This window comes from Acutalibacter sp. JLR.KK004 (assembly GCF_036941085.1).
In the GTDB taxonomy this organism is placed as follows: Bacteria; Bacillota; Clostridia; order Oscillospirales; family Acutalibacteraceae; genus Acutalibacter.
The window spans coordinates 2,229,576-2,247,391 of the sequence record NZ_JAYMNQ010000001.1; the positions used below are offsets into that span (position 1 = coordinate 2,229,576).

The window sequence follows — 17,816 nt, forward strand, 5'->3', positions numbered from 1 at the left end:
CATCCTCCTGCTCCAACTCATCCTGCCTATCTTCGGAGGGGCCCTCATCGCTCACAGGCTATAGGAAATCCAGATGCTTTGCTGCATATAGTGCGTTATTGTTTAACTGCCGCTGCCACGCGCCCGCGTTAGGCGACCAGCGAAAGCCGTTGCTTTTCAGCGCGGCACGGGTATCCGCATCAGGCTTCTCATCAAAGAAAATCTGCAAACGATTATCTTCGGTATTGGCCTCTATATGACCGCCATCAAATTCCCACCCTTCATAGTGGGCGGTCTTATGCGCTGTCAGAGACGAAATGCGCCCCTTGACCCGGCGTATTTCCACGCTGCTGTTGGACAGAACCCAGGTGGGATAGGGCTTGTCCTCCAGGTGCCAGCCGTTAATCATATCGGTTTCCAGCTTTTCAATCTGTTCCGGGGAAAGGGTGGGACACCCATCCAGAGTTTGGTGTTGATAAGTCAAAATCAGATCAGAGGGTGGGGAACGGCAATGTGTCATTCTAAATCTGTCATAGACGCAAATTATGTGCTGACACCCTTGCTCCTGCGTAAAGCGTGTCCATATTCAAAAATGCATGGCAAAAGAAAAAGGCTGACTCGTACAAGTATGTACAAGCAGCCTTTCAAAAGCCCGCTTTTTTCCGTCGCAAAATACCCCCTTTTTGTCCCTGGGTATACACGAATAGCTCAAGTATTGTTTTGCAGGTTTTGGCTTTCCCATTGTGATCTTTCCTGCATATATCGAAAAAATCATAACAGTTTCCTCTTCCCTTGTATTGCACATTTCCCCGTTCTGTGGCGCCTCTTTTTGGAACAGCGTCAAATTTCAAAATATTCCTTGATTTCTTTCATCCTTGCCGATTGCTTCACTTTGAACTGGCATCTCCCGTCACAGTACCCGCAGCTTGTACAGTCTCCGGCGTGCCGGGAGAGGTTCCGGTAATGTTCCACAGCCATCTGGTCGCCTGCTTTGGCAAGGTCATAGTATTTATTAACCAGTCCCACATCTATCCCAGCGGGGCAGGGCGCGCAGTGGTTGCAGTAGACACAAGCGCCCACCTCCTCCGCCGGGGAGACTTCACCCAGACAGGAGTAATCCCGTTCTTCCATAGAGGATCCCAGGAAATCAAGATACTCCTTCAGCCTGTCCCGGTTGCCGATGCCCGGCAGTATCGACAACACGCCCGGCTTGTCCAGGGCATACTGGATGCACTGGCAGGGCGTCAGGGCAAAGGGGAAGGGCGTGCGCCTGCCGTCCAGCAGCCGCCCACCGCCATAGGGCTTCATAACAGAAATACCCACGCCTTCCTGCTCACAGCGGCGGTAAAGGGCCATGCGCTCCCCGACTGTGCCGATGCCATATTCTTCCTTATCTGTGTAGTCGTAGGCCGGGTTGATGCTGAACATCACCATATCCACGATGTGTATGTCCAACACCTTGTGTACCATGGCGGGGTTATGGGAGGAAAAGCCGATATGCCGCACCTTGCCCTGTTGTTTGTATTTCTGCACCATCTCCAGTATCCCGCCCTGCAAAGCCTTGTCCAGTTCGGCCTGTTGATCGATGCAATGGATAAACCCAAAGTCCATGTAATCCGTTTTCAGTTTGCACAGATGCATTTCCACGGACGCTTCGATTTTTTCCCCGCCATGGGGTAAAGTCCGATAAAGCATAGGTTTTCCTCCTGTTTTGTTATCTATAAAGTAAAGGCCGTGAGGGTTTCACGGCCTGATACTTTTTCGATTTAGATTCTGGGCTGGGGCACAGCGCCGCCCTGTACGCCGATATAGCGGATATCCGCACCGCCGTGCTCACTCATGAACCGCTCGTAAGAACTCTGTCGGGCGCGGCTGGCATGGGCGCGAGCTTTTTTTGCGTTGGCTTTCTTCACGTTGTAGCCAGTCTGGGGCTTGCTGATCATGCTCAGGTTTTTCATAATAAATTCCTCCTGTAAATTCCGTTTGTGTTTGGTTTGTTTCCTTGATTGTGCCACTAGTATACCAAATTTACACACGCCAGTATTGCACATTCCTTCGGTTGGTGGTACAATTTTTGGGATACTTACAGTTTTTCCAAAAAGGAGTTGTCTCCATGTCCCAGCATCTCGTAAACGAAAAAGCCTTGCGCTATATGGAATACCTGAACCGCGAAACGGACAACCGGCACCATACGCTGGACGAGGACGAATACCAATATGCCCTTCTGCGGGCAGGCGACCCACGGGCGGCCCAGGAGCACGTGCGCATCCTCTTTTCCGGCCTGCCGGGGAAGGTGTCAGAGGATCCGGTGCGCAATTACAAATACCTGACGGTAGCCTCTGCCACCCTGACCAGCCGCGCCGCTATGGAGGTTGGCCTGGAAGCCGAGCGGGCCTATAACATCAGTGACCTGTATATCCAGAAAATGGACCGCCTGCAGACCATTGACGAGCTGAAAAAACTCAATGAGGATATGTTCAACTTCTACGTCAAAGAGGTAGCGGCGCTGGACAAGCGAAAAGCCTACTCCAAACCCGTCGCCTTGTGCCTGGACTTCATCTATAATAACTTGTACCGCCAGATTTCTGTAGAGGAGTTGGCGGAGGAAGCTGGCCTAAGCCCCAGTTATCTTTCTACTCTGTTTAAGAAGGAAATGGGAATTTCCATCACCGCCTATATCATGGAAAAGAAAATGGAAGCCGCACGGAATATGCTGAAATACTCGGACTATAGCTATTCAGAGATCAGTTCTATTCTGGCATTCAGCTCTCAGAGCCATTTTACCCGGGCGTTCAAGAAGCATAACGGAGACACGCCTAAGGCTTATCGGGAGAAAAATTATCGGATAAAGGGCGAATAAACGATTAGCATTCTTCAGGTTCCAGCACAGCGGCCTTTGTGCCGGATGAACACTTTTTCAGCTTCCCTGCCGCCAGAAACCAAGCTACAGCCACCGGCGCCAGCGCCCCCAGCCAGGAAAGTGGCGTTGCAATAGCGGCCCCCAAAAACTCCAGCTTCGGCACCAGCAGGAACGCCGCTATTGTGCGTATCACCAGTTCCATCACCCCCGCCAGGGTGGGCATCAGGGTCTGGCCCAAGCCCTGGACGGTGAAGCGGCAGAGGAACAGCAGCGCCAAAATCATGTAGCACACGCCGTGAACCAGGAGCATCAGCGCCGTGCGGCCCAGGACTTCTTCATCGTGGGTACCCAGGAAAATGTAGGCAAGCCCGCGGCCGCCGAAAAACATCGTGAGGCCCAAAACCAGGGACAAGAGCGCGGCAATAAAAGGACGCTCTGCCGCACACCCTGGAGGATACGCTTGTGCTTGCCCGCACCGTAGTTCTGGCCTGTATAGGCGATCATGGTTAGCCCTAGGGAGCGCAAAGGCTCTACGGCGATGCCATCGTTCTTATTGCCTGCTGCGTAAGCCGCCACAGCCAAGCTGCCCATGCGGTTAGTGGCGTAGGTCATGAAAATGGTGCCGATGGCGGTAATGGAGGACTGGAACGCCATGGGCAGGCCCAGCCGCAGGTTCTGAAAAATGACGGTCATCTGCAGCTTTTCATGGTAGCCCTTGAGGGACAGGACTTCCACCTTTTTCAAGATGAGGACGAGACACAGCAGCGCCGAGACACCTTGGGAGATCACCGTGGCCCAGGCCGCCCCCGCCGCGCCCAAGGGAGTGCAGAGAATCAGCACCAGGTCCAGCACAATATTGAGCCCCGAGGCCACGAACAAGAAATACAACGGGGACTTGCTGTCCCCCAGGGCCCGGAGGGTGTTAGCAAAAAAGTTATAGAACATGGATGCTGCCATACCGCCGAAGATTACCCGGATGTAGCGGCGGGCATAGCCTGAAATGTCTGATGGGGTCTGCATGATGTGCAGAAGCCAGCCGGCACCCAGCAGGCTTAGAGCGGTGAGAATAGCTGTCACGGAGATGCTGATTACCAGGTTATGTACATAGTGGCGTTTGACGGCTTGAGCATCCCCGGCGCCGAAGCTCTGGGAGATCTGGACAGCCAGCCCGGCGGTCAGGCCTTGGGCAAAGCCCAAAATCAGGAAGGTGATGCTGCCAGTGCTGCTCACCCCGGCGAAAGCCTGCACCCCCAGGGTGCGGCTGACAATCAGCGCGTCCGCCATATTGTATAGCTGCTGGAACAGGCTGCCAATCAAAATAGGGACGGTGAAGGCGATTATTTTCTTATAGGGCTTGCCCTCTGTTAAGAGCTGCTGGCGGGCCTTGCGGTCTGATTTGGATTCCGTCATGGGGATTCTTCCTCCTGTTGGATGTTGAAACGATTATAGCGCCAGTTTGGTGGGCTGCACATGGAAAACTTTTTCCGGGGTGTGAATATTTTTCACCAGATCACCCCAGCTTCTTTCGCATAAAGGCCCGGAAGTAAACCGCGTTGGCCAGGGCCGTCAGCGTGTCGGAAATAGGCTCTGCCAGAATCACGGACATCACGCCCCAAGCGGGGAGCAAGGCGGGCAGTATGTACAAGAGGGGGATCAGCAAAATGATTTTGCGGTAGAAGGCGAAGAAGAAGGATTTCTTGCCCTCGCCCAAGGAGTTATAGGTCTGCTGGAAGGTGCAGTTGGGTCCATGGAGGAACATCACCGCCATATAGAGCCGCAGCATGGGCGCACCGGTTTCGATGAGCTGGGGGTCGGAGTTAAAGATACGGATGAAGATCTCCGGCAAGCCCACCACCGTGAAGCCCATGACCACAGCCAGGATGGTAGCCGCTTTCAGGGCCAGAGAGACGGTTTCCCGCACACGGCTATATGTCTTTGCGCCGTAGTTATAGCTGATGATGGGCTGGGAACCCTGGGCAATTCCCTCGATGGGCAGCAGCACCACCTGGAACATGGTAAATAAAATTGTCATGGCGCTGACCGCCACGTCCCCGCCGCAGGCCAGTACCTGGTTGTTGAAGCAGATGTGCAGGACGCCCTCAGAGGCGCTCATGAAGCACGGGGCCGCGCCCAGGAGCATGATGCGCTTGAGGATAGCCCAGTTGGGCCGCATGTTTTTGGGGCGGATGCGCAAGGCGGTCTTTTTGCCAAACAGGAACATAAGCACCCAAACAAACGAAGCCATCTGGCTCAAGACGGTGGCCAGAGCCGCGCCCGCCACGCCCATATGCAGGCCGAACATGAAAATGGGGTCGAGGACGATGTTCAGTACCCCGCCCAGCATGGTAGTGACCATAGCGGTGGCGGCAAAGCCCTGGGTGGTGATGTAGTAGTTCATGCCCACGGTTAATTGGACGAAAATGGTGCCCAGGCAGTAAATCGACATATACTGGTCGGCAAAGGGCATGGTGGCCTCACTGGCGCCGAACAGCCGCAGGATAGGCGCTTTGCCCGCTAAAATGGTGATGGTAATAATGACAGAGGTGATCAGCAGCATGGCAAAGCTGTTGCCCAGAAAGCGCTCGGCTTCTCTGCTTGTCTTTCTTCCTCCGATCCTTTATAATGGATTTGAAAACGAGAAGCGGGAAGTGGTTTTCTATGAAGGATTCAAAAAAGGACGGGTATCTTGTCTGCGAGCAGAAGATGGTCTACGCCTTGCTCATGACCAGTGCCGGGATGATGGGGGCCTACACCTACCTCCTGCGGGGCGGGGTGTTCTGCAACGCCCAGACGGCCAATATCCTCGTCATGGGCATGTCCTTTGGCAAAGGCGATTGGGCAGGCGGGCTATACTACCTGATCCCCTTCGCGGCGTACCTGCTGGGGGCGTTTGTATCGGAGATTCTGCCGTCGCCGGTTAAAAAGCTGGGCTTCCTCCGCTGGGATACATACCTTATAATAGTAGAGACAGCGGCGCTGTTCCTTCTGGGCTTCGTCCCGCTGACTGTGCCACACCAGATCGTCCAGGTCATCATCAACTTTTTAGCGTCCATGCAGTACAACACCTTCCGCCAAGCCGAGGGTATCCCCATGGCCACCACCTTCTGTACCAACCATATCCGGCAGGTGGGGGTGGGCTTTGCCAAGGCGCTGCGCAAAAAAGACAGCACAGCCCTTCGCCGTGGGCTTATTCATCTGGGGATGGTAGCCTGCTTCTTTGTGGGCGCGGCCCTGCTGACTTCCCTCTGCGCTGCCATGGCGGAAAAGGCCATTTGGATTACTCTGGTTCCCATGGGCATTGTGCTTGTTAAACTAATCCGGGCCGACCTGGGTTCCGAACACGATGCCCTAGACCGCAAACCCTCCGGGCACTAAAATTTTACATGGCCAGCCCGGCCATCTGCATGCTATTTTCTTCTTCCTGTATCATCCCTTTGCTGGCCTGCAGTTTGCTGGGTGAGATAACGTAACCGTTTTTGAATGGTACGCTATCTTGCCCCAGCATTTTGCTTTCAGCCCTAAACGACAACGCTTTTGACATTAGCGCCAATCTGCCTGAAATAAGAAACGCTTTCCGTAGGGCGTATGGAGGCATGGGACGGGAAAACGCTGGGCAATGCCGTCTTTATGCTGCCGAAAGACTGTGCGGGAAAAATGTTGACATTGGAAACGGCAAAGGAAGCAGAGGAGCCGCTCCCGCTTTTGTACCTCACGGACAGCGGCGTAACGAGAGAAACTGACCGGGCTTATACGGCGAAAAGCACACTCCCGGCAGCCGTTTTTGCCGTGGTGTCGCTGCTTGTCCTTGGGCTGTTTTTCTTTGGGCTGGCAGAGGGACACTGTGACTGGCCGGTTCTGCTGCTTGGTTTTGCGGCGCTGTCCCAGGCATTTTATTTCCATGCACAAAGCCGGGGCGGGTATATCCTTCCCCCGGAAATTTATGGGCTGTGACTTTGCCTGTCCAGGGCGGCGCTGTTCGCCCTCCCGCCGCTGTTTTTGCTGCTGCATATGAAAAAATGGCGGAAGCTGTTCCTGCCCTTCGCCATTCTGCCAGGGCTGGCTTATTTTGTAGTAGCGGGGTTTCAGACGGTGGTTCCTGCGTTCTCCATGATCGGCTCCCGGATGGGGGAAGTGTTCTATTTGACCGTGGCGGCGCTTGTAGTGTGCGCCGTACTGGAATACCGGGATGAAAACCAGGTATTCCGTCTGTTCCTGCCAGGGCTTTTGTTATCCGTCGTAGGAATCGGGGTGGCGAGCCTGCTGTCCGGGCTGTGCGGCGGCGGGCTGCTATCCTATATGCAGTGGCTCTTTTCAGAAATTGCCTGGCATCAGCCAGACTTCCCGCTGTACTGGTGGAGCGCCTTTCTGTTATTGCTTTGTTTTCTGGTGAGTGTATTGTCCTAGCTTCGCTTTCTGGCTGCGCGGGAAACACAGATGCAGGTGCTGGCCGCGCGGGAAAGCATGGCCCAGGAACAGCTTGCGGCGGTTCAGGAGAGCGACGAGTCCCTCCGAAAAATGCGGCATGAAACCGTAAATTACTATACCGTCCTGCAAAAGCTGTCCCAGGCCGGGGCATGGGACAGGCTGGAAGCATATCTGGACGGCCTGCTGTCGGATGTGGAGGCGGTTCCTGCTATGGTATACGTTGCACATCCGGCTATCAACGCAGTCCTGACCATGATCCTGGCCCGCGCACAGAAGCAGGGGATTAAAGTGGAGCATGAGGTGAGCGCGCCGGAAACGCTGCCGTTTCCAGATACGGAACTTTGCACTGTTTTGATGAACCTGCTGCAAAATGCCCTGGATGCCAACGCCCTTGCACCCGCAGGGGCGGAAAAATGGCTGCGGGTCAGCATACACATCCGGGGAGCGCATCTGTATATCGGCGTGGAGAATCCCCGGTTTGGCCCGGTAAAATATGATGAAAAAACCGGCCTGTGCCACACGACAAAGGCGGACAGGACGGTTCACGGCTTCGGCCTGAAAGCAGTGCAGGCCGTGGCACAGAAATATCAGAGCGAGCTGCTGCTGGAATTTCCGGATGGAATGTTTTCTGCCGCCACAGCTTTGCAGATGCCGGAAGAATGACGGGGCTTTTTGTAAAACCGGATCATGGGATAAAAATAAAAAACCAGCCCTTTTGCAAAATCGGTAAGGGCTGGTTTTTTATTTGATGAAAGCGATATACTGTCTTTTGACTTCTTTCTGCCGGGAGCGGCTGACGGGAAGCTCCCTGCCATCATCCAGTGTGAGGGCGCTGTCCGTCAGGCGATAAACGTGTTCCAGATTCACAAGGATGCTGAAATGGATGCGGCAGAACCGTTTCCCATTCAGGCGTGGGAGCAGGTCGGAAAAGTTCTGGTTGATATACAGAACCTTTCCCCCTTGCTGGTGGACGGCGGATTTATGGCTGGCGGCTTCTGCATAGAGGATGTTCCGGGCATCCACTGTCTGCCAGCAGCCATCCGCCATGAGCTTGATCTGTTCCGGGTGGTAATTTTCCTCCAGGTCCCGCCCGATTACCTTTGCCAGCTTTTCCTGGTCTACTGGTTTGAGCAGGTAGTGGAGCGGGCGGATGTCAAAGCAGTCGAAAACATAATCCCGGTAAGCAGTGATATAGATAATGGAGCAGTCCGCGTCTATTTTCCGCAGATGCGCGGCAAGGGAAAGTCCATTGTCATTTTCCAGTTTAATGTCCAGCAGGAGCAGGTGAAAGGCAGACGGTTGTTTTTCCATCTGTGCAAGCAAAGGCACAGGGGAGGAAAAACAATGGGCAGAATAATCAATATCGCGTTTCAGGCTCCTGTCCTCCAGGATATGGCAGAGCATGGCTTCATTCTGCTCTGCGGCGTGTGGTTCATCATCACAGATGGCAACCCGGTACACAGGCATCCCCCCCTTTCATTCAAGGGATATTATAGCACACTGTTTTTCTAACGTCAAAGTATCCTTGCACGGAGAGTGGGGGAAGACCAGCTCCGATAGAGAAACCATGAAGAAAATCCATAGAGAGGAGGCGAAACACCCATAGGTGGCATTGGACAAAAGCATCTGCTCCACCGCTTCCCGCAGCGAGGGGTCTAGCCCGTCTATTTTGCTGTGCTTTCGGTTTGCGCCCTTTTTGCCCATATGCCTACCTCTCTATACCTCGATCATGTTGTCCTCTATGCCGCCTTTCAAAAGGCGCTTGCCCCGGCTGGTAAGCTTTGCCTCCAGCTCAGTGTATTCATGGTCTGCCAGCAGCGCGGGCTCCCGTGTAGAAATCAGCCGCAAATGGATATAGCCCTCAGATGCCAGAAAGTTTACACTGTCCAGGAACTCGTCCTCGGCCACCCCTTCACCGCCGAGCAGGCTCTGCAGGTTGCCCAGCCGGTTGTCTATTTTTCTATCCATCTTGGAAAATTCCCGGATAAAATCATCTTTTGTCAAATACGTCTGCATGATGGTCTTTATATCTGACTTTAACTCATCATAGGATTTATCATGTACACTGCGCGGGGTGTAGTCCCGCTCTATGCGCTCAATGCCCCTCTGGAGCTTATCCTTTTCTTTTTCATACGGCTCCTTTTTTACCGTGCTTTCATCCAGCCTTTTGACAGACTCATCCAGCTTATCCACCCGCCCGAAAAGGGAGCGTTTCAGCAGATATATCAAGGCCCCGGTCGCAAACCCCAAAAGCAGCACCACCAGCCACCATGTCCCATTGTCAAATACCATACCAATACCCCCGAAAAAAGAAAAGGTTATGATTGATTAAGCCAATCATAACCTCAAAACACGCAAGCCTGTCCTGCACCCGCACCGTGTACACACGGCAAAATATACGTTATATGCGCACAACTGGCCCATAGCCCACTCGCTGCTTATTACAGCTGCACCCCTGCAAAAGGGGCATGGCTTCAATTCCACGCTGGCCTCCTTTCCCATTCCCCACATACCTTGCAGGGCAGCATGATCTGCATTTTCTCCCAGCACACGGGGGAGTCGATGTCCAGCCCCCAAAATTGGCAGGTGCAGCAGGCCCGCCCGCCTGTTTCCAGCAGCTTATTGGCTTTCTCGCACCTGCTGCAGGTGTAGGGCCAGTTACATGCCATCGTCCCCGCCTCCTTGTCTTTATCCTCACTCTGCGTTATACGGGCTTGTGACCGTTGCCCCAAAGGGCAGCCGCATTAAGGAGGGGCATAGGCCCCTTGTAGTTTCAACTATCATTTTCCCCCGCCCCTCATGTCCAGCGCATCCCGGATAACCCGCGATACCATCCAGTAAAAGCCTGGAAGGAACAGGGCAAACACCTCGCCGCCCAGCGCTTCATAGCCACGCTCAGCCAGGGCGCGGGCCTGTCCGGCCCGGAACACCAGCACCCCCACGAGGGTCAGGGCTGTGTATTTCACTATGGCGGCCACCGGGATACATTCCCAAAGCCGCCGCCTCTCCTGCCTGTGGTAGAAACTCACCGGCTGGCGGCGTTCAAGCTTTATCTGCATCCTGTGCGCCCCCTTTACACCACGCCTATGCCCATATTCCGGGCCATGTTGTAAAGCCCCGTATAAGTAATGTCCTCGTTGTTTACGGCGTTGTTACTGGCTCTATATGAAATATGGTGAACCTGAGATTACTTGGGACGATCTTACCGAACAGGAAAAGGCGAGCTTAGACCCAACATATAAAGGGCAACAGACTGCTATGGTTATCTGAACAAAAAGCGGAAGGACAAGGCCCATTATTTGAGCCTTGTCCTTCCGCTTTATCTGAGAGGGATTATCACAAAATCGCGCCGCCGCCCCAAACCTGGGACTGCGTGATCGCCAGAACGGTTTCGGTGGGAATACCGGCAATCTCGCTGCCGAAAATCTCCCGCAGGTTCCCGCCCGTCAGCATGGAGGCAAGCTGGGATTTTGCCGCAGCGGACGCGGCCAGTTGAGATGCTTGTATGTGGCGCTCAATCTGTTTTTCCACCGCCAGCTTCATAAACTCGGCGTGGCGGGCCATACGCAAATCCCACCAGCTTTCTTCATCGTCAGAACCGCTCTTGGAGTAGGTGATCTCCCCGCCTGCGCTGGAGGAACAGGCATTACAGATGTTCCCGTCCTCCCCGATGGCAACGGCCTGGGACATATCCCAGGTACTACCGGGCATAATGGCCTCGTTCCGCGCCACGTCAAAGGCAAACCATGTGTCGATTTTGGCAAAAATCTCCTGGGCATAGGCCGGGTCTTGCTCCATGCGCTCCTGCACCTTGGGATGAATGACCACAGCTTTGCTCCCAGGCGGGACGTTGCCCAGGGCGTGAATCTCCTTGGGAGCGGTAAACCTGCCGTCTATGGAGCCGTAGAAGGGATTGGCCCCGGTGGGCTGCCAATTCTCCAGCGTTTCCTTTGCCTTGTCCCCATCCTGGTACAGCAGGTAGTGGGGATAGTCGTTTCGGGTGCGCCAATAACCGCTGCTGGCGTCAAAAACGTGGTAGTGGATGTTGGGATATTTCGCTTTCAGCATGGTTTCCAGAGAGGGGGCCTCCACCGCCTCCGTTCCCCCGGCCTGCACCTGTCCGCCAGACCGAACCGCCAAATCCATCATCAGGCTGGTGGGCATTGCCGCCATGCCTGCCAGACCGCCCAGGCCGGTGGTGAACGTGTCAGCCCTGCTTCTGCTGGCCTGTGCCGCCATATCCATGAAGCTGCTGCCCTGCGTCCCCGCCCGCTTTGTTTCACGGGCCTTTGCGGGGGCGCTGTATATCTGCGCCCCGTAACCCGGTTGAATCGTATTGCTCATTGTATCACCCTTCCCGACATTACATATTGAGGAAAAACATATTTGCTCCTGCTGGTAAAGAAATCTCCGGCGTGATAGCGGGGGCAGATACCATCCGCGTTTTCAGCAGATCACCGATATTGGAAAAGGATTTTTCCAATACCTCCGCCCCTGCGGTGCGCTCCCACATGGCCCTGCGCTGTGCCGCCGCTGCTGCGGCCTGCTCCTGGTACTGCCGCGACTGTTCCGCTTTTTTCTTTGCCTTTTCCGCGTTGATCCTGTTTACCTCGGCCACGCGCTCTGGGGAATCGCCACAGCCGCCAATATAGGTCACACTTCCATCCTCATGGATCACCACGCCACAAGGCTCATAGTTAAGGCCCTGGGTAGCGAACTGTGCTTTCAATCTTGGAGTAGCATTGAAAAAATTATCAATCTTCTGCTCATAATATGCTGCCTTTTCCGGGTCATTCGCCATATCCTCTAAAATGTTGGGCGCAATCACAACGCTGTTGCCGTTCATGCGACCGCCCGCTTTTTGAAGGCTGGCTTGGTCTTTTCCGACGCTCTGAATCGTAACCTGTCCGTATTTGTTTTCCAGGTGTTTCTTGTAAGCATCAACATTTGATGTTTCGCCCTCGTTGGTGACTTCTGGCCTGCTGCTGATTTCCAGCACGTCAGCCGTGCCTCTGCCAACCCTCGAAGCCATATCCAGAAAACTGGAAGTCCGCGCCAACCTGCTCCGAACAGTGCGGTTTTCGGGTAGGGGACTATACACCCTGTTCAAATATCTGCAATCAATCATGCCGCTCATAAATTACTCCTTTCCTGCAATAGAACCGTTGCGGAAAATTCCTGCTGAACTGCTTTCAGCTCCAATTCTCCCATATACTTCTCCGCCTCCCGGCGCACGTTGGCAAGGCCGATGCCGTGCATGGGGGCATCCTCCTGTTTCGTTGTGACAGGCAAGCCATCCTGCCCAAATACCACCTCACCCGAAAAAGAGTTTTTGACCTCTATCAGAAAGAAACGTCCTTTTCTCTTTCCAGTCAGCACAATAAACCGTTCCCCCTCGCCCACCTTCTCGCAAGCCTCCACCGCGTTTTGCAGTAGATTTTGAAGGATGATACCCACATCAAAGGCATCATAGGCCCCCGGATCGGGGTAATGGAACTCCGCCTGGAAACAGATGCCCAGGTCAAGGCTCCGCCGCCGAATATCGTTGACAATCACATCCGTGACCGGGTTGCCCGTCTGGAGCGTTAGCTCAAAGCCGCTCATACTCTCGTCCATTTTGGCGATATAGTCCTCCAGACTGGCATATTCGCCGCTCTGCGCCAGCCCCTTGATGTTGGTCAGGTGGCCCCGCATTTCGTGTTTCAGTCCACGGATACGGGTGTAGAACTGTTCCGCCTCATGGATACGCGCACGAATCGCCTGTGTCTGCTGGTATTCCATGTAGTGTGTGGCCTGTTCCTCCCGGAGCGCCGCCATCCCCTGCTGAAAAGCGATGGTCAGCCAGGCCCCGGCGTAGAACAGCAGGGCCAGCACCGGCACTACCGCCAAAAACGCCGGGTGGCGCTCATAGAGTTGGAACAGAACGCCGTCCTTGAACTCGATGAGCAGCCGGGAGATCACCTGTCCGAACAGAATCCCCGCCGTTGGCACTAAGCTGATATAGCACAGTTCCCGCCGTTGGAGCGTCATTCGCTGTTTTCTCACTTGATGCTGGAGGGCATAGAGCATGACGGCCAGCAGAGCGGCATGGGACACCAGGAACAGCATAACCAGAAAAGCGGCCCGGAGAAAGACGGCCTCTGGCGGTTCCAGTTGGAAGGGCAGCGACCGCTCCACGATGAAGTACAGGCTTTGCACCATTAGGCCGCTGGAAATCCTGGCGTTGAAATAGAGCAGCGCCAGGAGAAACACAGACGACTTTTCCAGACCGATCCACCTGGATACTGCCAGCAGCAGCATCATCAGGATCAGCCCAAAGGAACCTTGGGGCAGCGCCGCCCGGTTGCAGACGATCTCAAAAAGAATGTAGACGAAAAAAACAAGGGGCAGGCCGCGCCGCCGTTTGTCCTGGGGAACGAAAGGCCGGAAAAAGGCAGTGAGCAGGGCGGCGTATGTCAATTCCGCCCCAGCGGAAAATGCCTGATTGAATATCCGAAATCCTGTCTCGCTCATAGCCCAGCCCCCCTTTTCACAAAGCGGAGGTAGGCTTTCACGAAGTCCTGATACTTGTATTTGGAGATCAACAGCTTTTCCCCGTTGGTCAGCGTTAGCTCCGTCTTGCTGTACCCCTCCACATAGGCGAGATTAACAAGATAACCCTTGTGGACACGGCAGAACTGATCGCCCAGCTCCGCCTCCAAGTCCCGGATTTTCGCGTAGCAGGAAAATTCTCCGTCTTTCAGACGCAGGACTACCTTATGATTGCTGCTTTCAATGTAATAAATGCTGTCCAGCGGTACGGTTCGGCTGGTGCCAGCAGATTGAAGCGTGAGCGCATGGGAAAGCTGCGGCTGAACACGGCCCGCCTCGATCTGTTTCACAGCACGGGCAAAGACCTGGGCAAACTTTTCCTCGTCCACCGGCTTCAGCAGATATTGGAACGCACCCACGTCAAAGGCGTCGAACACATACCGCTCATAGCCGGTCACAAAGATAATGACCGGCTGTGTTACGGCTGACTGTTCCCTGATCTTCCGAGCCAGCCCCATACCGTCCGGGCCGGTGGCGTTCAGCTCAATGTCCAGAAAGAGCAGGTCAATTCCCCGGTGGTCTGCGAGGCAGTCACTGGCGGAGGCGTACTCCACGACCTCACAGGGGCAGTCCTGTGCCCGGATCAGGGACGTAAGGTAGGCGCGGGTGGGGGCTTCATCATCACAAATTGATATTCTCATCATGGCGATATTCCTCTACCTGTTTATTCGTTCAAATGGCTATCAGGGTAAGCCCGGTTGACGTGACTGGACAGTTTGATAGCGTAACTGGACAATCGCGGCCGGTTGGTTTATTATATCATAAAGCAGTCAGCATCTAATACAGCGAAGGAGGTTACCGATTATGTACGAATTGATCCAGGTTTCGGAACGAAGCTATTACATCCAAAGTCCAGCAAAGATCGGGCTGGTGCGGTTGGACGGGCAGGACGTTTGCCTGATCGACAGCGGCAACGATAAGGACGCTGGCCGCAAAGTCCGTCAGCTTTTGGACGCCAACGGCTGGTGGCTCACCGCCATCTATAACACCCACTCCAACGCTGACCACATCGGCGGCAACAGGTATTTGCAGGGCCAGACCGGGTGTAAAATCTACGCGCCGGGGATCGACTGCGCCTTTACCCGCCACCCCATTCTGGAGCCGTCCTTTTTGTACGGCGGCTATCCGTGTAAGGAGCTGCGGCATAAATTCCTCATGGCCCAAGAGAGCGATGCCCAAGAGTTGACGAAGAAATGTCTGCCGGAGGGCTTTGAGATCATCCCCCTGCCGGGACACTTTTTTGATATGGTGGGATTTCGGACGCCTGATGATGTGGTCTATCTGGCGGATTGCTTGTCCAGCCGGGAAACGCTGGACAAGTATCAGATTGGCTTTATCTACGATATTGCCGCCTATCTGAAAACGCTGGAAATGGTGAAGTCCCTGCAAGCGAAGGTGTTTGTCCCGGCCCACGCCGCCGCCTCCGAGGACATAGCTGACCTCGCACAGTACAACATCGACAAGGTGCTGGAGATTGCGGATAAGATCATTGGCATCTGCCAGGAACCGCTCTGCTTTGAGGCCATTCTGCAACGGTTGTTTACGGACTACGGGCTGACAATGAACTTTGAGCAATACGTCCTGGTGGGCAGCACCGTCCGCTCCTATCTGGCGTGGCTGAAGGACACTGGCAGGGTGAACGGCCTGTTTGAAAATAATATGCTGCTCTGGCAAAGAGTATAGTGATACACAGTGGCGCAGGGATTGGCTAACCCATCCCTGCGCCGTTTTATCAACCCTAAAAAATGAAGATATTTTACAAGCCAGCACAATCCTCGGCTGGTATAATGGGACGGACAAGGAGGTACACCGCATGAAAAAAGAAGTACGAACGGTGGTCTACGATGACGAGCTACACATTGAGGCTTACCGTTTTGAGGGCATTGTGCAGCCTTTTCCGAACCATTTCCATGAATACTATGTGATTGGCTTCATGGAGGACGGAGAGCGCGTTTTGTCCTGCAAGAATCAGGAGTACACCGTCGCAAAGGGCGATGTTCTCCTGTTTAACCCAGGGGACAACCACGCCTGTGTTCAGAATGACGGCGGTACGCTGGATTATCGGGGCTTCAACATCACCAAGGAGGTCATGTTGGATTTGGCGGAGGAAGTCACCGGCAAGCGGGAACTGCCCGGATTTTCCCAAAACGTGATTTTTGATGAAGAAGTCACCTGCTATCTGCGCCCTCTCCATGAGCTGGTGATGAAAGGCTCCAATGAATTTGGGAAAGAGGAAAATCTACTGTTTTTGATTTCTTTGCTGATCCAGCAATACGGTCAGCCTTTTGAGAACTGCGTCCCGGAGTGCCGGGAGGAAATTGAGAAAGCCTGTGCCTTTATGGAACAGCATTATGCCGAGCGAATTTATCTGAATCAGATCTGCCGCTGCGCCGGATTGAGCAAATCTACCCTGCTCCGGGCCTTTACCTGCTCAAAAGGTGTTACGCCGTACAGCTACCTGGAAAACATTCGTATCGGCAAGGCCAAAAAGCTGCTGGAGCAAGGCGTTCCCCCCGCCCAAGCGGCGCTGCAAACCGGCTTCTCCGATCAAAGCCACTTCTCCAATTATTTCAACCGATTTATTGGACTGGCCCCTGGAATTTATAGGGATATATTCAGGGATACGGAGGAAATGCCGCATGAAAGGTAAAAACATGGCGGGACATCTCTCCGCCCTGCTTACAATCATCATTTGGGGAACGGCCTTTATCTCCACCAAAATTCTACTGGTGGACTTCCAGCCGATAGCGATACTGTTCTTCCGCTTCGTCATGGGGCTGCTGGCTCTGTTTATTGTTTGTCCCCGGCGCTTGAAGGGGACGAACCGCCAGCAGGAATTGACCTTTGCCGCCGCGGGCCTGTGTGGAATATGCCTTTACTACTTGCTGGAAAATATCGCACTCACCTACACAATGGCCTCCAATGTCGGAGTAATTATCTCCGTAGCCCCATTTTTCACGGCCATCCTATCCCATCTGTTTTTGAAAGAGGAAAAGCCCCATGCCAGCTTTTTCATTGGCTTTGTAGTCGCAATGGTTGGAATTGCCCTTATTAGCTTCAATGGCTCCAAGCTGGAGCTAAACCCCACCGGGGACTTGCTGGCGCTGCTGGCCGCACTGATTTGGGCCTGTTATTCTGTGCTGACAAAGAGAATCAGTGGCTACGGCTACAATACCATCCTCACTACCCGGCGGGTGTTTTGCTACGGTATCCTGTTTATGCTCCCGACACTGTTCCTGTTCGATTTCAAGCTGGAATTGACAAGGTTTGCAAATCCTGTGTATCTGTTTAACATTCTCTTTTTAGGATTGGGCGCATCGGCCCTGTGCTTTGTCACCTGGAATTTTGCGGTCAAGGCGCTGGGGGCGGTCAAAACAAGTGTTTATATCTACATGGTTCCAGTGATTACTGTGGTGACTTCGGTGGCAATTCTCCATGAGAAAATCACCGCCCTGGCCGCTGTCGGGACGGTTTTGACGCTGGCGGGTCTGCTCCTGTCAGAGAGCAAACTATTTTTGAGAAAAGAGGCAAAACAAAATGGACTGGCAAAATGAAAAGTGCGTCATGGTCATTGACGAGAGCCTGCCGCTGGGCATTATCGCAAATACGGCGGCAATCATGGGGATCACCTTGGGAAAGAAAATGCCGGAGGTAGTAGGGGCCGACGTGACCGACCAAAGCGGCAGCGAACATCTTGGCATCATCGAATTTCCTGTGCCCATCCTGCGGGGATCAAAGGAGATCATCAAACAGATACGGGAAAAGCTCTACCAGCCTGATTTTCAAGATTTGACAGTGGTAGATTTCTCCGATTTGGCCCAGGGCTGCAAGACCTATGACGAATTTATTGAGAAGATGGGCCACATTCCCGAAAGCGCCCTGCAATATTTCGGCGTTGCGATCTGTGGCCCGAAGAAAAAGGTCAATAAGTTGACCGGCAGTATGCCGTTGCTGCGATAAG

24 protein-coding genes are annotated in these 17,816 nt (G+C 53.9%); 9 read left to right on the forward strand and 15 right to left on the reverse strand.

Annotation, left to right across the window (positions count from 1 at the left end; genetic code table 11):
• Window positions 1–58: 58 nt before the first annotated feature.
• The 3 genes from VSQ30_RS12060 to VSQ30_RS12070 form a co-directional block, all read right to left on the reverse strand.
• Window positions 59–463: a DUF8626 domain-containing protein gene (locus tag VSQ30_RS12060; RefSeq protein ID WP_334464313.1), complete on the reverse strand. Its 405-nt coding sequence runs from the start codon at window positions 461–463 to the stop codon at window positions 59–61.
• A 356-nt stretch (window positions 464–819) separates the two neighbouring features.
• Complete coding sequence (locus VSQ30_RS12065) at window positions 820–1,674, reverse strand: aldo/keto reductase (RefSeq protein WP_334464314.1); 855 nt, start codon at window positions 1,672–1,674, stop codon at window positions 820–822.
• A 71-nt stretch (window positions 1,675–1,745) separates the two neighbouring features.
• A complete protein-coding gene (locus VSQ30_RS12070; protein WP_334464315.1) occupies window positions 1,746–1,937 on the reverse strand; it encodes a hypothetical protein in 192 nt (63 codons plus the stop codon).
• 155 nt (window positions 1,938–2,092) lie between these two features.
• On the opposite strand from VSQ30_RS12070, the gene VSQ30_RS12075 reads away from it, so the two are divergent.
• Complete coding sequence (locus tag VSQ30_RS12075) at window positions 2,093–2,839, forward strand: helix-turn-helix domain-containing protein (RefSeq protein WP_334464316.1); 747 nt, start codon at window positions 2,093–2,095, stop codon at window positions 2,837–2,839.
• Between the two features lie 4 nt (window positions 2,840–2,843).
• Here VSQ30_RS12075 and VSQ30_RS12080 read toward each other — a convergent pair whose 3' ends face one another.
• The 3 genes from VSQ30_RS12080 to VSQ30_RS12090 form a co-directional block, all read right to left on the reverse strand.
• Complete coding sequence (locus VSQ30_RS12080; RefSeq protein ID WP_334464317.1) at window positions 2,844–3,149, reverse strand: hypothetical protein; 306 nt, start codon at window positions 3,147–3,149, stop codon at window positions 2,844–2,846.
• Window positions 3,149–4,249, reverse strand: coding sequence for an MATE family efflux transporter (locus tag VSQ30_RS12085; protein ID WP_334464318.1), 1,101 nt, complete (start codon window positions 4,247–4,249; stop codon window positions 3,149–3,151). The genes VSQ30_RS12080 and VSQ30_RS12085 overlap by 1 nt, the downstream gene beginning before the upstream one ends.
• 100 nt (window positions 4,250–4,349) lie before the next feature.
• Window positions 4,350–5,453 carry an MATE family efflux transporter gene (locus VSQ30_RS12090; protein ID WP_334464864.1) on the reverse strand — a complete coding sequence of 368 codons (1,104 nt, stop codon included), beginning with the start codon at window positions 5,451–5,453 and terminating at the stop codon, window positions 4,350–4,352.
• Between the two features lie 44 nt (window positions 5,454–5,497).
• Between VSQ30_RS12090 and VSQ30_RS12095 the strand changes: the two genes are divergently transcribed.
• A complete protein-coding gene (locus tag VSQ30_RS12095) occupies window positions 5,498–6,214 on the forward strand; it encodes a YoaK family protein (protein WP_334464319.1) in 717 nt (238 codons plus the stop codon).
• Between the two features lie 4 nt (window positions 6,215–6,218).
• Here VSQ30_RS12095 and VSQ30_RS12100 read toward each other — a convergent pair whose 3' ends face one another.
• Window positions 6,219–6,380: a hypothetical protein gene (locus VSQ30_RS12100; RefSeq protein ID WP_334464320.1), complete on the reverse strand. Its 162-nt coding sequence runs from the start codon at window positions 6,378–6,380 to the stop codon at window positions 6,219–6,221.
• Window positions 6,381–6,424: 44 nt separating this feature from the next.
• Here VSQ30_RS12100 and VSQ30_RS12105 point away from each other — a divergent pair, with 44 nt between their 5' ends.
• From VSQ30_RS12105 to VSQ30_RS12115, 3 genes are read left to right on the forward strand one after another with little or no spacing between them, the layout of a single operon-like run.
• Window positions 6,425–6,790: a hypothetical protein gene (locus tag VSQ30_RS12105; protein WP_334464321.1), complete on the forward strand. Its 366-nt coding sequence runs from the start codon at window positions 6,425–6,427 to the stop codon at window positions 6,788–6,790.
• A 57-nt stretch (window positions 6,791–6,847) separates the two neighbouring features.
• Window positions 6,848–7,243, forward strand: a complete 396-nt coding sequence (locus VSQ30_RS12110) for a hypothetical protein (RefSeq protein WP_334464322.1) — start codon at window positions 6,848–6,850, stop codon at window positions 7,241–7,243.
• A gap of 30 nt (window positions 7,244–7,273) precedes the next feature.
• Window positions 7,274–7,927 (forward strand): sensor histidine kinase, encoded by a 654-nt coding sequence (locus tag VSQ30_RS12115; protein WP_334464324.1) that lies wholly within the window; start codon window positions 7,274–7,276, stop codon window positions 7,925–7,927.
• A 78-nt stretch (window positions 7,928–8,005) separates the two neighbouring features.
• Here the strand turns inward: VSQ30_RS12115 and VSQ30_RS12120 are convergent, their stop codons facing one another.
• The 8 genes from VSQ30_RS12120 to VSQ30_RS12155 form a co-directional block, all read right to left on the reverse strand.
• Window positions 8,006–8,725, reverse strand: coding sequence for a LytR/AlgR family response regulator transcription factor (locus tag VSQ30_RS12120; RefSeq protein ID WP_334464325.1), 720 nt, complete (start codon window positions 8,723–8,725; stop codon window positions 8,006–8,008).
• Between the two features lie 255 nt (window positions 8,726–8,980).
• On the reverse strand, window positions 8,981–9,556 hold the full coding sequence (locus VSQ30_RS12125; RefSeq protein WP_334464326.1) for a hypothetical protein: 576 nt from the start codon (window positions 9,554–9,556) through the stop codon (window positions 8,981–8,983).
• A gap of 182 nt (window positions 9,557–9,738) precedes the next feature.
• Window positions 9,739–9,933 carry a hypothetical protein gene (locus tag VSQ30_RS12130; RefSeq protein ID WP_334464327.1) on the reverse strand — a complete coding sequence of 65 codons (195 nt, stop codon included), beginning with the start codon at window positions 9,931–9,933 and terminating at the stop codon, window positions 9,739–9,741.
• A 111-nt stretch (window positions 9,934–10,044) separates the two neighbouring features.
• Window positions 10,045–10,323 (reverse strand): hypothetical protein, encoded by a 279-nt coding sequence (locus VSQ30_RS12135; protein WP_334464328.1) that lies wholly within the window; start codon window positions 10,321–10,323, stop codon window positions 10,045–10,047.
• 277 nt (window positions 10,324–10,600) lie between these two features.
• On the reverse strand, window positions 10,601–11,608 hold the full coding sequence (locus tag VSQ30_RS12140; protein WP_334464330.1) for a hypothetical protein: 1,008 nt from the start codon (window positions 11,606–11,608) through the stop codon (window positions 10,601–10,603).
• A 19-nt stretch (window positions 11,609–11,627) separates the two neighbouring features.
• A complete protein-coding gene (locus VSQ30_RS12145; RefSeq protein WP_334464332.1) occupies window positions 11,628–12,263 on the reverse strand; it encodes a DUF6033 family protein in 636 nt (211 codons plus the stop codon).
• A 134-nt stretch (window positions 12,264–12,397) separates the two neighbouring features.
• Window positions 12,398–13,777 carry a sensor histidine kinase gene (locus VSQ30_RS12150; protein WP_334464334.1) on the reverse strand — a complete coding sequence of 460 codons (1,380 nt, stop codon included), beginning with the start codon at window positions 13,775–13,777 and terminating at the stop codon, window positions 12,398–12,400.
• Window positions 13,774–14,499, reverse strand: coding sequence for a LytR/AlgR family response regulator transcription factor (locus tag VSQ30_RS12155; RefSeq protein WP_334464335.1), 726 nt, complete (start codon window positions 14,497–14,499; stop codon window positions 13,774–13,776). Before VSQ30_RS12155 ends, VSQ30_RS12150 begins: the two co-directional genes overlap by 4 nt.
• 160 nt (window positions 14,500–14,659) lie before the next feature.
• On the opposite strand from VSQ30_RS12155, the gene VSQ30_RS12160 reads away from it, so the two are divergent.
• From VSQ30_RS12160 to VSQ30_RS12175, 4 genes are all read left to right on the forward strand, one after another.
• On the forward strand, window positions 14,660–15,538 hold the full coding sequence (locus VSQ30_RS12160; protein WP_334464337.1) for an MBL fold metallo-hydrolase: 879 nt from the start codon (window positions 14,660–14,662) through the stop codon (window positions 15,536–15,538).
• A 130-nt stretch (window positions 15,539–15,668) separates the two neighbouring features.
• Complete coding sequence (locus tag VSQ30_RS12165) at window positions 15,669–16,505, forward strand: helix-turn-helix domain-containing protein (RefSeq protein WP_334464338.1); 837 nt, start codon at window positions 15,669–15,671, stop codon at window positions 16,503–16,505.
• On the forward strand, window positions 16,495–17,409 hold the full coding sequence (locus VSQ30_RS12170; RefSeq protein WP_334464340.1) for a DMT family transporter: 915 nt from the start codon (window positions 16,495–16,497) through the stop codon (window positions 17,407–17,409). Before VSQ30_RS12165 ends, VSQ30_RS12170 begins: the two co-directional genes overlap by 11 nt.
• Entirely contained in the window at window positions 17,393–17,815 is a 423-nt protein-coding gene (locus tag VSQ30_RS12175) for a DUF2000 domain-containing protein (RefSeq protein ID WP_334464341.1), read from the forward strand. Before VSQ30_RS12170 ends, VSQ30_RS12175 begins: the two co-directional genes overlap by 17 nt.
• Window position 17,816 lies beyond the last annotated feature (1 nt).

What these genes read in the sequence shown, in the direction of transcription:
- VSQ30_RS12065 (WP_334464314.1), bottom strand. Translation starts at nt 1,674, where the DNA reads ATGCTTTATCGGACTTTACCCCATGGCGGGGAAAAAATCGAAGCGTCC.
- VSQ30_RS12080 (WP_334464317.1), bottom strand. Translation starts at nt 3,149, where the DNA reads ATGCTCCTGGTTCACGGCGTGTGCTACATGATTTTGGCGCTGCTGTTC.
- VSQ30_RS12125 (WP_334464326.1), bottom strand. Translation starts at nt 9,556, where the DNA reads ATGGTATTTGACAATGGGACATGGTGGCTGGTGGTGCTGCTTTTGGGG.
- VSQ30_RS12105 (WP_334464321.1), top strand. Translation starts at nt 6,425, where the DNA reads ATGGAGGCATGGGACGGGAAAACGCTGGGCAATGCCGTCTTTATGCTG.
- VSQ30_RS12135 (WP_334464328.1), bottom strand. Translation starts at nt 10,323, where the DNA reads ATGCAGATAAAGCTTGAACGCCGCCAGCCGGTGAGTTTCTACCACAGG.
- VSQ30_RS12165 (WP_334464338.1), top strand. Translation starts at nt 15,669, where the DNA reads ATGAAAAAAGAAGTACGAACGGTGGTCTACGATGACGAGCTACACATT.
- VSQ30_RS12115 (WP_334464324.1), top strand. Translation starts at nt 7,274, where the DNA reads ATGCAGGTGCTGGCCGCGCGGGAAAGCATGGCCCAGGAACAGCTTGCG.
- VSQ30_RS12150 (WP_334464334.1), bottom strand. Translation starts at nt 13,777, where the DNA reads ATGAGCGAGACAGGATTTCGGATATTCAATCAGGCATTTTCCGCTGGG.
- VSQ30_RS12130 (WP_334464327.1), bottom strand. Translation starts at nt 9,933, where the DNA reads ATGGCATGTAACTGGCCCTACACCTGCAGCAGGTGCGAGAAAGCCAAT.
- VSQ30_RS12110 (WP_334464322.1), top strand. Translation starts at nt 6,848, where the DNA reads ATGAAAAAATGGCGGAAGCTGTTCCTGCCCTTCGCCATTCTGCCAGGG.
- VSQ30_RS12160 (WP_334464337.1), top strand. Translation starts at nt 14,660, where the DNA reads ATGTACGAATTGATCCAGGTTTCGGAACGAAGCTATTACATCCAAAGT.
- VSQ30_RS12155 (WP_334464335.1), bottom strand. Translation starts at nt 14,499, where the DNA reads ATGATGAGAATATCAATTTGTGATGATGAAGCCCCCACCCGCGCCTAC.
- VSQ30_RS12170 (WP_334464340.1), top strand. Translation starts at nt 16,495, where the DNA reads ATGAAAGGTAAAAACATGGCGGGACATCTCTCCGCCCTGCTTACAATC.
- VSQ30_RS12095 (WP_334464319.1), top strand. Translation starts at nt 5,498, where the DNA reads ATGAAGGATTCAAAAAAGGACGGGTATCTTGTCTGCGAGCAGAAGATG.
- VSQ30_RS12085 (WP_334464318.1), bottom strand. Translation starts at nt 4,249, where the DNA reads ATGACGGAATCCAAATCAGACCGCAAGGCCCGCCAGCAGCTCTTAACA.
- VSQ30_RS12075 (WP_334464316.1), top strand. Translation starts at nt 2,093, where the DNA reads ATGTCCCAGCATCTCGTAAACGAAAAAGCCTTGCGCTATATGGAATAC.
- VSQ30_RS12175 (WP_334464341.1), top strand. Translation starts at nt 17,393, where the DNA reads ATGGACTGGCAAAATGAAAAGTGCGTCATGGTCATTGACGAGAGCCTG.
- VSQ30_RS12140 (WP_334464330.1), bottom strand. Translation starts at nt 11,608, where the DNA reads ATGAGCAATACGATTCAACCGGGTTACGGGGCGCAGATATACAGCGCC.
- VSQ30_RS12100 (WP_334464320.1), bottom strand. Translation starts at nt 6,380, where the DNA reads ATGTCAAAAGCGTTGTCGTTTAGGGCTGAAAGCAAAATGCTGGGGCAA.
- VSQ30_RS12070 (WP_334464315.1), bottom strand. Translation starts at nt 1,937, where the DNA reads ATGAAAAACCTGAGCATGATCAGCAAGCCCCAGACTGGCTACAACGTG.